The 15,736-nt window shown below is 39.3% G+C and carries 11 protein-coding genes; 8 read left to right on the top strand and 3 right to left on the bottom strand.

What is annotated here, in order from left to right:
• The first annotated feature begins 8 nt into the window (after positions 1–8).
• From WBF63_RS10965 to WBF63_RS10930, 8 genes are all read left to right on the top strand, one after another.
• Positions 9–3,797, top strand: coding sequence for a T9SS type B sorting domain-containing protein (locus tag WBF63_RS10965; RefSeq protein WP_424369764.1), 3,789 nt, complete (start codon positions 9–11; stop codon positions 3,795–3,797).
• Positions 3,798–3,884: 87 nt separating this feature from the next.
• Entirely contained in the window at positions 3,885–6,797 is a 2,913-nt protein-coding gene (locus WBF63_RS10960; RefSeq protein ID WP_424369763.1) for a T9SS type B sorting domain-containing protein, read from the top strand.
• 8 nt (positions 6,798–6,805) lie between these two features.
• Complete coding sequence (locus WBF63_RS10955; protein ID WP_424369762.1) at positions 6,806–7,768, top strand: PorP/SprF family type IX secretion system membrane protein; 963 nt, start codon at positions 6,806–6,808, stop codon at positions 7,766–7,768.
• Between the two features lie 221 nt (positions 7,769–7,989).
• Positions 7,990–8,334 (top strand): PadR family transcriptional regulator, encoded by a 345-nt coding sequence (locus WBF63_RS10950; RefSeq protein WP_424369761.1) that lies wholly within the window; start codon positions 7,990–7,992, stop codon positions 8,332–8,334.
• Positions 8,327–10,036: a PspC domain-containing protein gene (locus tag WBF63_RS10945; protein WP_424369760.1), complete on the top strand. Its 1,710-nt coding sequence runs from the start codon at positions 8,327–8,329 to the stop codon at positions 10,034–10,036. Before WBF63_RS10950 ends, WBF63_RS10945 begins: the two co-directional genes overlap by 8 nt.
• Positions 10,037–10,167: 131 nt before the next feature.
• Positions 10,168–10,728, top strand: a complete 561-nt coding sequence (locus WBF63_RS10940; protein ID WP_424369759.1) for a 1-acyl-sn-glycerol-3-phosphate acyltransferase — start codon at positions 10,168–10,170, stop codon at positions 10,726–10,728.
• A complete protein-coding gene (locus tag WBF63_RS10935) occupies positions 10,728–11,150 on the top strand; it encodes a PaaI family thioesterase (RefSeq protein ID WP_424369758.1) in 423 nt (140 codons plus the stop codon). Before WBF63_RS10940 ends, WBF63_RS10935 begins: the two co-directional genes overlap by 1 nt.
• A 92-nt stretch (positions 11,151–11,242) precedes the next feature.
• Positions 11,243–12,250, top strand: coding sequence for a chorismate-binding protein (locus tag WBF63_RS10930; protein ID WP_424369757.1), 1,008 nt, complete (start codon positions 11,243–11,245; stop codon positions 12,248–12,250).
• 14 nt (positions 12,251–12,264) lie between these two features.
• Here WBF63_RS10930 and WBF63_RS10925 read toward each other — a convergent pair whose 3' ends face one another.
• Genes WBF63_RS10925 through WBF63_RS10915 form a run of 3 tightly spaced genes read right to left on the bottom strand, consistent with a single transcriptional unit; the run spans position 12,265 to position 15,734 of the window.
• Positions 12,265–13,155, bottom strand: a complete 891-nt coding sequence (locus WBF63_RS10925; RefSeq protein WP_424369756.1) for a Ppx/GppA phosphatase family protein — start codon at positions 13,153–13,155, stop codon at positions 12,265–12,267.
• Positions 13,156–15,252, bottom strand: a complete 2,097-nt coding sequence (ppk1, locus tag WBF63_RS10920; RefSeq protein WP_424369755.1) for a polyphosphate kinase 1 — start codon at positions 15,250–15,252, stop codon at positions 13,156–13,158.
• On the bottom strand, positions 15,252–15,734 hold the full coding sequence (locus tag WBF63_RS10915) for a SixA phosphatase family protein (protein WP_424369754.1): 483 nt from the start codon (positions 15,732–15,734) through the stop codon (positions 15,252–15,254). The genes ppk1 and WBF63_RS10915 overlap by 1 nt, the downstream gene beginning before the upstream one ends.
• Between the last annotated feature and the right edge of the window lie 2 nt (positions 15,735–15,736).

The following is a 15,736-nucleotide window of genomic DNA, read 5'->3' as shown; positions in this document are numbered from 1 at the left end:
AAAGATTTATGAAAAAGATTTTAGGACTATTTTTGTTTGTAATTTTTTATCAGGTGGGAGCTCAGACATATCCAATGAGCTCAGCCAATAACGGACAAACCATTGTAACCTGTACAGGAACTTTTACAGATGATGGAGGAGCAGGAGCAAATTATTCCAATAACATCACTAATCGAACATTAACATTTTGTACGGCCAATCCTGGTGAACTGCTCCGTTTTAATTTCACTTCGTTCAATACGGAAGCAAATTATGATATTTTAGAAATCTTCAATGGACCGACCGCTACCGGTATGCCGGCACAGACATTATCAGGTAATTTAGGGGCATTTGTTTTCATATCCAATCAGCCGGGTGGATGTGTGACATTCAGATTTAATTCAGATTATGGAGTCAACCGACCGGGATGGGTTGCAGACATTTCATGTGTAGAACCATGTGTAGCTCCAACAGCAGTTTTAGCCGATACCGCGACAGAGGAGATTTGTGCATCCAGCGCAGTAGCCCCAGGAGATTTAACGGTAAATTTTGACGCTTCAGGTTCATACAGTAATGATAGTTATACAATTTCTTCTTATGAGTGGAACTGGGGAGATGGAACCACATCTGTTACCACAACTCCTGTAACAACTCATACTTTTCCCGATGATCCCGGAATCTATACTGTAACGCTGAAAGTAAGAACCAATAACACAGGAACAGATCCTCTGGGATGTCTGAGTTCCAATACAGCAGTCAAGCTTGTTATGGTTTTGCCACCACCAAATTTCGAAGGCTCTACAGAAGGTCCGATAACTATATCCTGTGGTGATACAGTCGAATTAACCGGAATTGCCGGATCTCAGATAATTACCCAGGAGCCACCACCAAATGTAGGAAGTGAAATTTCTTTACCAGATGGAGACGGTGTAAGTTATTATTCTTATTTGGATCTGACAGGTTATTTTCCACCGGGAGCTACACTTTCCGCATCTTGTTTTCCCGAAATAATGATTGAGCTTGAACATTCATTTGCGGGTGACTTATGGATTGACCTTATTGCCCCCACGGGTGAAGAAGTAAGGCTCTTCAACGGGTATGGACCATTTGGGGGACAAAAATTCGGATGGTGTGTAAATGGTGCGGACAATCTTCAGCCCGGTTGTGTGGCGCCTTATCATATTGTTTCTTCAGGAGGAATAAACTGGGGCGCAGCAGAGGGTTATACAAATACAACTCAAACTTGTGATGTATATCCTGGGCCATGTGAGTCAGGGCAATATTTCCTTCAAGGAGCTACATTCAATTCTTCAGGCTCCTTTAATAGTTTAGTAGGAGCGGAACTTAATGGTGTGTGGGTATTAAAAATTTCTGATGAATGGGCGATTGATGACGGATTTATCAGCAGCTGGTCAATTAGTTTCCCAGGAGATTGTTATTCAGATCTTGAAACAGAAACACCAATTCTTGACGGAGGACTTTGGACTCATACAGGAGCAGGTCCTGCTGTACCTACTTCACAAACAGTAGCAAATGAGCCTATTCTTCCAACAGGTATGGATCCTTGTCCGGGTGAAGCAGACTGTACAGGAAATCAGTTATCAAATACAATTACAGTAGGACCGTTTAATCAGGCAGGAACTTATGTTTATTCATTTAATGTCACTGATGAGTACGGTTGTGAATTTGTACATGAGGTTGAAATAATAGTGGAAGGAGTGGAAACTGAATTTGAAGAAATTCAGACGGAATATTGCCAAAATGCTACGCCCGAGCCACTACCATCTGTGTCTGCCAATGGTGTTCAGGGAACTTGGAGCCCCGCAGTGATCGACACTTCCGTTGTAGGAGGTCCAACCATTTATACTTTTACTCCTGATAGCGATGAATGTGGATCAATCTACGAAATCGAAGTTACAATTACCGAACTGTTGCAGACAGATTTCACAATCAATCAAGAATATTGTCAGGATGATGAGGCCGATACATTACCGTTGATTTCAAATCAAGGGTATGCGGGAACCTGGTTTCCAGCCGAAATCAACACATCGGAATTTGGCGTATTTACTTATACATTTACACCTGATGATGTATGTGTAGAAACTTTCGAAATAGAAATTACTATTAATGAAAGATTGATTCCTGCATTTACAGAAATCGAACCGATTTGTCAAAATACGACACCGCCTGCATTAAATCTTACTTCCAATAATGGAATTCCGGGTACCTGGTTGCCGGCTGTCATTGATACAAATGTTGATCCGGGAGAGTACGAATACGTATTTACACCTGATGAAGGAGAATGTGCCACACCTTTAACCATAATTATTACAATCAGTGAAGAGCAAGCAGTTGATATTAACCTTCCCAACACCTATTGTGAAGGAAGTGCTCCGGACAATCTACCAACTGTTTTAGATAACGGTGTAATCGGCCATTGGATTCCTGCAATTATTGATACCAACACTTTAGGGACTTCGACTTATACTTTTTATCCGGATGATGGGCAATGTGCACTTGAAACTCCTTTTGTGATAGAAATTTATCCGAACCCAGAATTAAATCCAGTCGCGATTCAGGAAATATGTGACGATGATTTCGATGGTGTTTATGAAACGGACCTTACAGATTTGAACGTTGCACTAGGAGGAGGCACCGGAATTACCTATATTTATTATGGTTCACTTGCAGATTTTAACAATGATAACCCGATTCCTGCAGGTCAATTGAACAATTATCAGTTTACGTCACTTCCTGCTACAATTTATGTAGTAGGGCAAAGCGGAGAAGGATGCCGTTCTGCAGAAATTCCAGTTCAGTTCCTGGCTCAGGATATAGTACCGCATAATTCAGGTCCTTTTGGTCCGATCGAATATTGTCCGGAAGACACAGTTGATCTGACACAATTTACAGGTAACATTGGCGGCGGAGGAGCTGATTATAATTATTACAATACTTTGAATGACGCCAGAAATCAGACAAATCAAATCAATAATCCGGCTACTTTTACACCGGGGACAACACAGACATCTGTTTTCGTCAGACTGAATATGGCGGATTATTGTCCGGCATTTGTGGAAATTTTGCTAGAGCGTTTACCAACGCCAACCTTGCAGATTTCAGAATCTTCCATGATTTTATGTGAAGGAGACAGTTTTGAAGCTACGGCCACAAGCGATGATCCCGATGCCACTTTTCAATGGACTTTTGATGACGGGACAGTTATGACAGGTCCGGTTCAGACCATTGACCAGATCGGTACTTACACCATTGTGGCTTTCAGTGCAGACGGATGTATAAGCGAAGAAAGAACATTGACTGTGAGTTTACCATCTACTCCTGTGATTACCGGAATTGAAATGGGTAATAATTTTGTCATTGTCAGTGCTACCAACAACAGTGAAGGACCACTGGAATATTCGTTAGATGGTGTTTTATGGCAGAGTACGCCTCAGTTCAACAATTTGATTCCGGGTGAAACTTATACAATATGGGTAAGATCGCGCGGATGTATGATTGAAAAATATGACCTGACACTCTTGAGCGTTCCGAATCTGATTTCACCAAACAATGACGGTAAAAACGATACCTGGACCATTCGCGGAATCGAGGCAACACCTGGCGCTACCATTAAAATATTTGACCGTTATGGTAAAATATTTGTCGATACCAATTTCGAAGGAAATTATGAATGGAATGGTAAATATTTAGGAAACAATGTACCATCGGGTGATTACTGGTACATCCTGCACATACCCTCGGACGGTATCCTTGCAGAACGAAAATTTGTGGGACATATCTCGGTAAGAAATCAGTAGAATATGGATTGCCAATTAAAATTTTTCCAGAATTATAATTAAATTTGAGGGACTGTCTTGAAAAAGGCAGTCCCTTTTTACTGACACATGAAATATATTGCATTATTAACCGGATTATTTTTTGGGCTAATGGTTTATGCGCAGCAGGATTGTGAAATCAATACCATAAATCCGGATTTTGAAGAGCCGGTGATTGCGCAAAGCGGTTGGCCTACTTTCATGGATGCTTCTCAGGTACCTGGTTGGAGTACCACAGCTCCCGATAATCAGATTGAAATCTGGCCGAATTCCAATAACGGTGGCGGGATTGCTGCTTATTCAGGTAGTCAGTACATAGAGCTCAATGCCAATTATTCTTCAGGCGTTTATCAGGATTTTGCCACACCTATGGCAGGAATTGTTTTCAACTACAGTTTTGCGCACAGTGCCAGAAACCTGGCTACAAGCGGATTTGATGTGGTAGGAGTCTATGCCGGCCCGCCGGGTGGCCCGCTGATTGAACTTGGCCAGTATTCAAGTGAAGTCTGGACAGGCTGGCAGGTTTATACCGGAACTTATACAGTGCCTGCAGGACAGACGGTTACCCGATTTGAATTCCGGGCGGTAAGTACAGCTTCTTTTGATAATACAGTAGGTAATTTTCTGGATGCAATTGAATTTACTTCCAATTTTGGACTTGCTTCGGCACCTGAAATTTCTCTTTCTTGCGAAGACAATGTTGCCACAGGGATTGTTTCGATTGGTTCAGGCAGCTGGACGATTGATCCCGGAAATCCATCTCCGACCATCATTGATGATCCGATTTCCAATACACCGACTATTTCAGGATTTATTTTGTCGGGAGATTATCATTATACATGGTCAAACGGTTTTTGTGAAGCCGAATTAACTGTGCATTACAATAACGAACAGATCCCGGTTCTGGAAGAATTGATTTCAACTGAAGTTTGTGACAATGAAAATATAATTGATTTGACGCAGTACAATACGTTGTTTTCAGATGAATTGGGCGTGAGTTTCTTCTATTATCAAAACCAGGCTGATGCCGATGCGGGTAATAATAATTTTATTCCAAATCCGACCTCATACATTGTCAACGAATCGCAGACTTTGTATGTAAGACTTGTGAAAAATCATTTTTGCGATACTGTGCTGGAACTTGAATTGAACCTTAACACAGCTCCAGTAGCAGAAAATCCTGTAAGCCTCGGACCTGAATGTGATGAAGACGGAGATGGATGGGTAGAATTTAATTTGGAAGATGCCATACCTTTATTAGTGCCCTCTCAACCCGGAAATCTGAATTATACTTTTTATTTAAACCAGTCCGATGCAGAATCAGGGAACAACCCTCAGAATCCTTTAGTAAACATTGCAACGGGTTCTACACAGACTTATTGGGTAGTTATTTCAGATGGAGTTTGTCGTAGTTTTTCCACAATTATTTTAATTGCCAATGAATCTGTGCAGAATGTGACCAATCAGACCGAATTAGAACCTAAAATGCTTTGTGATGAAGACTTTGACGAATTTATTACTGTTGATCTGACGGAGTGGCATGATGAACTGATTCTTTCCGATCTCGGAATTCAATTCAGCTATTTTATGAGCCAGACAGATGCTGAAAACGAAACCAATCCCATTACAAATTATTTGAATTATCCTGTTACAGATAGTCCGACTATTATTTGGGTGGTAATAAAAAATGAGGCAGGATGCCGGGAAATCAGGTATGTGGAATATGAAATAGGCGAAAAAATTCCGGTAAATGCTTCTGAATTCCAATTAGAACCTTTTTGCTCCAATGTATTGGATTTAACTCAACTTGAAACAGAAATCTCAAATGAAACCGGTATACATTTTTATTATTATACCGATATAAATTCAGCTGAGTCCGGTGGAAATGATTTTATAATCAATCCCGCTCAGTTTCCTGTAAATTCAGATGGTATGGTTTACGTGAGACTTGAAAAAGACGGATTTTGTCCGGAAATTGTATTGCTGATTTATCAGCAGGGAGAAGAGGTGCCTCATCAGCCTGAACCCTATGGTTTAAGCGGAATGTGTGAGGATCAGACACTCGATTTGTCAGAAATTATTATACAAATCACATCAGACAGTTCGGTTGTTGTAAATTATTTCGAAACTGAAAATGATGCTGTTCTGAATCAGAATCCGATTGTGAATTATACAGCTTATAATCCTGCTTCAAACTCCGGTACGCTCTATGTGCGTCTGGAGCTTACAGATTTTTGTCCGGTAGTTTTGCCTTTCAGTTTTGAAAGATCATTAATGCCGGTAAATCCCTTTGACAGTTTGCCTACACTTTGTCCGGGAAATGAACTTCTGTTGGATGCAGGTGGGGAATATCCGGATGAAAATTATGAATGGAACTGGGAGGGAGGTTCGACGACCGGTTCTGAACTGAACATTGACCAACCGGGAACTTATCATTTGACTATAACTACAGAGGAAGGTTGTTCTGAAACATTTACTCTTGAAATCTCACAGCCGGAACCACCGGTTATTTTAAATATTCAAATTGGCGATACTTATATAATTGTAGAAACTTCAGGTAACAGTACTGCTCTGGAATTCTCTTTGGACGGTGTTTTCTGGCAAACTAGCCCAAGATTTGACAACCTTATCCCGGGCGAAGAATACACCGTGTTTGTAAGGGAAAGCGGATGCGATCCGGTAAGCAAAACATTCAGTATTTTGTTTATTTCCAATTTCATATCGCCCAATGGAGACGGGAAAAATGATACTTGGATCATAAGGGGTTTGAATAATTCTGCAGAATGTAGTGTTAAAATATTTGACCGGTATGGAAAAATCTTTGTAGATTCGGGATTTCAAATATCCGATAATTTTAATTGGGATGGTAAGTATAAAGGCGAAACAGTTCCTTCCGGTGATTATTGGTACATCATTACAACCCGAGATGAGGATATGGTTGAAATGAAATATATTGGACATATTAGCGTTAGGAACAGATAGGAACACACATGAGAAAAATTTTTTTTACGGCTATTTTTGTAATAATATCCTTTCAGGCAATGGGTCAGGAAGGATTACCTTTTTACAAACATTATTTGGTAAGCGACAAGTATTTGATTAACCCGTCTTATGCGGGAGCAAATCCTGAAGTTTTAAGTGTAGCAGGAACATATAGAAACCAGTGGGCAGATTTGCCTGAAAGTCCCAATACTCAGACATTGAGTGTGCATTCAACGGTTGTGGATCGTCTTGCATTTGGACTTTATGTTTTCAATGACCAGAATGGACTTTCAAGTCTGCGAGGAGTTAATCTTTCGGCAGCTTACCATATTCCGATTAATTCACAAAGAGATTACCGAGACAATGAAACTGAAGATTTATTTTCATTTGGTTTGTCATATAATTTTTTCCAACAGCGTCTGGATCTTGACAAAGTAATTGTCAATGACCCAAGCGATCCAGTTTTAAATGATCCGAATTATAATCTGAATTATTTCAACCTCGGGGTTTCATTTAAATATGCCGGTGCATTTGGAGGCGTGTCGGTTTTGGATATTCCTTTGACGCAAAACGAAGCCATTGCCAACGGAATAGAACCACTGCCTACCTGGTATTATTTCCTTTTGGGTTACCATGTTTATCTTGGTGATGCTTTCCGTTTGGAGCCTTCTGTTGTGATGAATCTTAATTCCAATTCAGAACGTCAGTTTGATTTGAATTTAATGTCGCACATTTCTTTTGGTGATAGAGAACAAGGATTGGATTTAGGGGTTTCTTACCGTCAGGATATTGACAAAAACGGTTCACAAGGATTGAGTATTTCTCCGATTATGAAAATGAAAATAGGTGGATTGAAAATAGGGATGGCGTATGACATAGGTCTTTCTGACATTGCAAAAGAAGCCGGAAACGGAATCCTATTCAGTTTGGGTTATGACTTTGCCAATCCTTTTAATCCGGATTTCAGATAAAATTATTTTTTAATTCTAAATACAAAATCACCTCAATCGGGGTGATTTTTTTGTTTTTAAAAGATTTTCACCAATTTTTTTAAACATCAACAAATCATATAATATACTGATAATTAATTATTTAATAATTAATTAAAAAATAATTTATAAAAATACAGTACTTTGTTTTGCATAATACTATCTTTTGTTTATATATTTGCAATACAAATACAGATTGTGAGATGGATATAGAAAAAACAAAAACGCAAATGAGAAAAGGCATACTCGAGTATTGCATTCTCAGCATCATCAAAAGAGGTGGCGATGCCTATGCGTCCGATATCATTGACGAACTGAAAAAGTCGGAAATGATTATAGTGGAAGGCACGCTTTATCCGCTTTTGACGAGACTAAAGAACGAAAATCTTCTCAATTACCGTTGGGAAGAATCCACATCCGGTCCGCCAAGAAAATATTACACCCTTACCGAAGACGGTATTTCGTTTCTAAGCGAATTGGCAGAAACCTGGAAACAATTACAAGATGCAGTAAATAAAGTAACCTTAGATACAAATCAACATGGATAAGACGATATCAATCAGTTTAGGCGGTTTCTCGTTCATAGTGGACGACCGCGCTTTCTTTAAACTAAAGAATTATTTGGACGACATCAGACGTTCGCTTCAGGGAATGGAAGGAACAGAAGATATCATTGCTGATGTGGAAGTCAGAATTGCCGAAATTTTCAAGGAAAAATTAGGTGCAAGAGAAGTGGTAAACGAGCAGGATGTGGACCACATCATAGAAGTAATGGGAAGACCAGAACAATATGTAGATGAAGATTTGGAAGAAACAACTTCCTATAAATCAGGAAGCAGCTATAAACAAACTGCTTCGGGCGAGAAAGTAAAAAGGAAACTTTACCGCGACCCGAACGACAAAATCATTGCAGGTGTTCTTTCAGGACTGGCACATTATTTAGGAGTTGAAACCTGGGTGACAAGATTACTGTGGATTGTGATTTTCTTTTCAGATGTGTTCATTTCCGGTGCTTCGCTTACCATCATTAGTTACATTGTCCTTTGGATTATTTTGCCAAAGGCAGAAACGGCAACCCAGAAATATGAGATGTATGGTCAGGCAGGTGATTTCGAAACCATAAAAAAAAATGCCAGCCAGGCAGCATCTGAAATGAAAGGCGTGGCTCGCGATGCCTCCTCTACATTGGGAAACCTGTTCAGTGTATTGGGTAAAATCATTCTGATTTTTATAGGAATTATGTTGATTTGTACCGGAATCGGATTGATCATCGGAGCCATCGCCCTTTTGATTACTGCAAGCAGCGAATTACCAGTTCAGTTTTTCGGATATGTAGTGGATTATGAATGGCAGGATTGGGGGGCCAAAGCATTGATCTTAATTCTTATGACAATTCCCGCAATTCTTTTGATCATCTTAGGCGCAAGACTTATATCAAGCCGTGTGAAAACCAATAAAACTTTTGTCTTGAGCGCAGTCGTTCTTTGGTTTATTGCATTAATCGCTTCGGCTGTCCTTGTCGGAACTTTGTTCAAAAACTTTACGCAGGACATTGAATTTACCGATAAAAAAGCTTACACAATTGCTGCTGACACTTTGACGCTTTCGTTTGAAGAATACAAAGATTTTGGAAAGCGGAAAATCAAATGGACAATTGACAACGATATGGGCGGATTTGTTCATTTCGATGGGAAATTGCACAGAAAGATTTATGATGACATCGAAATCAAAACTTCTCCAAATGATCAGGTTTCAGTTGAAATACTTTATTATTCAAAAGGAAGCAGTATGGATGATGCCCGTAAAAATGCCGATATGATTACTTATAATTACAAAGTAAATTCAAAGGGCGAAATCATTTTTGATAATTATCTGTCACTGCCCGAAAATTCCAAATTCCGTGACCAACTGGTTTCAATCGTGGTTTATGTTCCGAAAGGAAAAACGATTTATGCAAAAAATGTTGATGACTTGATTTTTTATGATGAATTTGAAAATGACAGAGATTATGAAGACGGAACCAACAAATTTTATAAATTTGTAAACAATCAGTACGAATGTCTGAATTGCGGATGGAATTCTTCCGAAGATTCAATCCATACCGAATTTGATTCAGACAGTGCGAAAGTGCGCATCACAAAAGATGGCGTGCACATTCAGGACGGTGACGAAAAAGTAATTATTAACAAGAACAAAATAAACATTTCAGATGGTACAGATTCTGTTAACATTGACATCTCTGGTAATTGATTTAATCGTATCATTCATCAGCTGATAAAGACTCAGACCTCACTGAATAAGTGTAAAATTAAAACCGGATGTTATATTCCGGTTTTTTTCTGCCTTAAAATGTATCTTTGCTTAGATTCGAAATTTACTAAATGAAAAAAATTCTTGGCAGAAATATTTTGAAACTGATTGGCTGGAAACTTGATATTTCAGTTCCAGTTCACAATGTTCCCAAATGCGTATTGGTCGCGGCTCCGCATACAACTAACTGGGATTTTTTCTATACAATTATTTCCTTTTGGGCAATGGAAATTCCTATGAAATTCTTCATCAAAGATTCTTGGACCAAACCTTGGTATGGATTCATCATTGAATCCTTGGGCGGAATCGGGATTGACCGATCACAACGCGCCAATAGGGTGGATTATGCTGCAGAACTGCTTAAAAATTCAAATCGTCTTTATATGCTCAATACGCCCGAAGGCTCACGTTCCCGTGCCGAAAAGTGGAAAACCGGATTTTATTATATGGCGCAGAAAGCCGAAGTTCCGATTTTACTGGCTTATTGTGATTATGAAAAGAAAATAGCCGGAATCGGGAAAGTAATTCATTTGGAAAATAAATCCAAAGAAGAAGTGCTGACCGAAATCCAGGATTTTTACTTGAACATCAAAGGAAAACATCCGGAAAACTATAACCCAAAAATATTCTGATGGACAAACAAGCCAAACTCGAAAAACTGAACCAAATGAGTGCTAACACGCTGATGGAAACGCTTGAAATCCAATTTTCCGATTTCGGGGAAGATTTTATGGAAGCTACGATGCCGGTTTCGCCCAAAGTTCATCAGCCTTATGGAATCCTTCACGGCGGCGCAAGCATTGCACTTGCCGAAACCGTGGGAAGCGTTTTATCGGCCACTTCGATTGATACTCAAAAATTTAAATCGGTGGGAATGCAGATGACTTCCAATCATTTACGTCCGAAAAGAGAAGGAGTGGTAACGGCCCGTGCCGAATTCGTACGAAAAGGAAGCAGAGTTCATCTGATAAAAATCGAAATCCGCGACGAAGAAGGACAGATGGTTTGCTATTGCCACCTTACGACTTCCATTGTGCCGAATGATTATGTTTAATTAATAATATTGAGATTACTTTGTCAAAGTTTTCTTCAGTCAAAATGTACTTTGACAAAGTTTACATAATACTTAAATCTTGATACTCAAAAATGAAATCAGAATTTTCAATTAAATTAAAATCCGCTGTAGAAAAGGAAATTCCGTTTGTTTTGTTCAGAAAACCGGGCGAAAAGGAAGTTTTTCTTTATGTGCAGGATCATTCTGATTCCAACCGATTTTTGATGCATTCATTTGATTCCAAAATTAAAAAATCCATTTCCGATGAAAATCCGGTTTTTATTCCTTCGGAAGCATTTGAATTTGATTTCGAATTAAATCTGAATTCTGCACCTCAGTTTCAGCCCAAAACCCAATCGGAATATGAAGAATTAATCCGCCAGACAATTTCTGAAATTAAAAATTCCGAAATCAGAAAAATTGTTATCAGTCGTTTGAAACAAGTTGAAAATCAGAATTATAATTTACTGAAATCCTATAAAAACTTATTGGAAAGCCATCCTTCGGCATGGGTTTATCTCTGGCATAATCCGGGAGCAGAAACCTGGATGGGTGCCACGCCCGAACTTTTATTGCGTTTAGAAGAAAATCAGCTTCAAACGGTTTCCCTTGCGGGAACGAAACAACCTTTGGTGGAATGGACCGAAAAAGAATTTGAAGAACAACAAATCGTAACGGACTTCATAGTGGATAATTTTACAGGAACTCAAAACCTAAGAGTTAATGGTCCCGAAACGATTCAGGCAGGGAAATTCCAACATTTGAAAACTTATATTACAGCCGAAAAAGGGGAGAACTTCGATTTGGAAGAATTGTTGGAGAAGATTCATCCGACACCGGCAGTTTGCGGACTTCCCAAAAAAGAAGCTTTTGACTTTATTCTTAAAAATGAAGGTTACGATCGGGGCTTTTATGCGGGATACTTAGGAATCGAAACCGGAAATTCAAAGGAATATTTCGTCAACCTGCGTTGCGCACAATTCTTCCGTGACAAAGTCTGGATTTATGTAGGCGGCGGAATTACAGCCGACAGCCAACCTGAAAAAGAATGGGAAGAAACCGAACTGAAATCGGGGACGGTTTTGAATGGGTTGAGTTAATTTGTCCGAATAAATCAAGATTTTTTAACATCCTCATACAACGACCGGATCATCCCGTCAGAAATCCCGATTTTCGGAACATAAATCTTTTTGGCACGTGACCATTTCATCACTTTGGTATAAATTTCAAGAGCATATTCCACTACATCGGCGCGGTCGGGTTTCATATTAAGTTCTTGTAATCGATCTTCATACGACATTTCCCGAACTTTTTTATAGCGCGAACGCAAATAAGAACCAGCAAGCGGTTTGCCTAATTTTACACCTGAATATTTATAAACGTGGTTGATGTTTCCACCCGAACCAATCAAATCCACATCGTGTTTACGGATGTTCTCTTCGATCCATTTTTTCATCTCAGGGTAAACGTTCTGTTCTACTTTTCCTTCCAGTAAACGAACGGTTCCCACCGGGAAAGATTGTGAAAATTGCACTTCTCCGTTGGAAATAAATGTAAGTTCAGTGCTTCCACCGCCTACATCCACATAGAGATAATTGTTTCCGTCCAGCACAAAACTCTGAAGTTCGGTTGCAAAAATGAGTTGGGCTTCGGTATTGCCGTCAATGATTTCAATCCCGATTCCGGACTGCTTTTTAATTTTACTGACCACTTCTTTTCCGTTTTCGGATTCGCGCATGGCCGAAGTGGCATAAGCCAAGTAATCTTCCACGCCATAAATATCCATCATCAGTTTGTAGGCTTTCATGGCGTCCACAAGTCGTGCGGTATTTTTCTCCGAAATCTTTTTGTTTGTAAAAACATCTTCTCCAAGCCGAATCGGCATCCGTACGATGCTTGTTTTATTGAAAACCGGTTGTGAACCGGGAATTTCATATACATAATTGATGAGTAATCTCATCGCGTTTGATCCTATATCTATCGCTGCTAATTTTCTGATTTTCATTTAATTCTGATTTTCTGATTCGGATTCATTCAGTTCGTCAAATACTTCTTCGGCAATGTTCATTTCGTAGAGATAATCATAAGTGGCAAACTGTGAACGAATGGCCGGCAGGTGATTTCTTCTGTAAGTCATGCTTTGATGGGCGTCGTGATATCGTGCTTTGACATTGTCGTGAAAGCTGATTTCAAAAGTATCCTGAACCATTTTTTTGAGCTTTTCATCATAAATTGGACAAGCAACTTCTACCCGAAAATCCAAGTTTCTTTCCATAACATCGGCCGATGAAATGAAAACTCTGTCCTCACCACCATTTACAAACCAATAAATCCGTGGATGTTCCAGAAATTTATCTACAATACTTACCGATTCGATATTTTCTGAAAGTCCTTCGATTCCCGGAATCAGACAATGAAGACCTCTTACCACCAGTCGGATTTTTACTCCGGCCGATGAGGCTTCGTAAAGTTTGTCAATTATTTCTTTATCGCTAAGACTGTTTAGCTTTAAATTGATGCCCGACGGCAATCCTTTTTTATGATTTTTAATTTCTTTTTTGATGAATTTAATAAGTTTCTTTCGGGTAGATTGGGGCGAAACCAACAAATGTTTGTAGGATTGAACCAAATAATTGGCATCGAAAAATTTAAAAATCTGAGAGATTTCTTCACAAATCTCTGGGTTGGAAGTTAAAAGCGTATAATCGGTATAAAGTTTTGCTGTGCCGGCGTGGAAATTTCCGGTGCTGATAAAGGCATAACGTGACGCATAACCCTCTTCCTCATTTCTTTCGATATATCCGACTTTTGAATGAACCTTAAGTCCGGGAACGCCAAAAATCACTTTTACACCTGCTTCTTGGAGGCGTTTGGACCATTTTACGTTGTTGGCTTCGTCAAATCTCGCCCGAAGTTCCAGAACGGCCGTCACTTCTTTTCCGTTTCTTGCAGCATTGATCAGTGCGCTCATCACTTGTGATTCGGCTGCAACACGATAAATCGTGATTTTGATTTTTGAAACTTTTGGATCAATAGCTGCTTCTCTTAAAAATCTTAGGAAAACCGAATAATCATGATACGGAACGAAGAGCAGATGATCCTCTTTTGTTATGGCTTCGAAATGATTGTCGAATTTTTGAATGCTGTACGGAATAATTGGACTTATTTTTTCGTAAGTCAAATCCTTTCTTCCCAGATTCGGGAATTTCATCAAATCCCTTTTGTTGTGGTATTTCCCACCGGGATTGATACTGTCATAATCATCAATACTAAGTTTTTTGACGAGGAATTCCAAAGTATCGGGAGCGAGTTCACGGTCGTAAACGATTCGTACCGGTTCGCCTTTCCGACGACCTTCCAGACTTTTTGAAACTTTTTCCAACAGGCTGAACTCAATATCATTGTCAAAATCCAGTTCGGAATCTCTGGTGATTTTAATCGAATGTGCTTCAATGGTTTGATAGCGAAAGACTTTGAAGATATCGTTGAGATGGTAGCGAATGATATCTTCCAGGTACATTACATATTGTTTGTCATCAATTTTAGGAAGTAAAATGAACCTCGGAAAAATATGCGTCGGAAGATCAATCAAGGCATAATTTACATTTTGATGATCGGAAAATTTGACTGCGAGATAAAAAGCGCCGTCACGGATGGCGGGCGAACGAAGGTTGTCCTGCAAAACATAAACCCCGATGGAGTGGCTCAGTTCTGAATTAAAATAATTTGAAACGAAATCCAAATGATCTTCGGGAATGTTTTTATCGTCGATGAAATAAATTCCTTGTTCTTCCAGTTCCATGAGAATGCTGTCGTAAAGTGAATCATAATCTTCGCGCTGAACAGCAACAAGTTCCGTGATTTGCTCGATGAGTTCTTCATCGGTCTGATCTTCCAAAATATTTCGGTAAACTTTATTTTTAAGCTGAATGGAACGTAAAACGGCAGAATATCTCACTGAATAAAACTCGTCCAGATTATTGGAATAAATGCCAAGAAACCGCAGCCGTTCCAGTAAAGGTACCTGCGGGTCTTTCACTTCCTGTAAAACTCTACCGTTGAAATGCAGCCAGCTGATTTCTCTGTTTATATATTTTGTCATTACAATTTTTTGGGTTTGATAATGGTTAATGTCTGACCTCTTTCAATGTCTTTCCAATTATTTGCTACAAATTCAATGATGGCGACGCCCGAAGTAGGAAGGTTGTAGAGATATTCATTTCCCATCCGATTGACAAATTCTGTAAAAGCTTCATTATGGCCAAATATAATGGCGGAATTGATGGCATCATCAAATTTTTTAACTTCTTTCAGCAATTCAAAAAAAGAAAAAGTATATAGATTTTCAATGGATTGAATTTTAGGTTGTTTCTCGAAATGACTTGCCACGAGTCCAGCAGTTCTTTTAGCCCGGACAGCAGGACTTGCATACCAAGCATCGATTTCAAAATCGAGGATGGATTTCAATTTTTTGGCAGACTTGGCGGTGCGTTCGATTCCCACATCTTCCAGATCTCTTTCTCGGTCATTTACACCTAAATCCCACCGGCTTTTAGCGTGCCTGAAAAGTATTAATTTTTTCATAA

The sequence above is a fragment of the Moheibacter sp. genome (genome assembly GCF_049672845.1).
Lineage (GTDB): Bacteria > Bacteroidota > Bacteroidia > Flavobacteriales > Weeksellaceae > Moheibacter.
The sequence above is the reverse complement of the archived record's forward strand: the minus strand, read 5'-3'. Positions and strand labels throughout refer to the sequence as shown.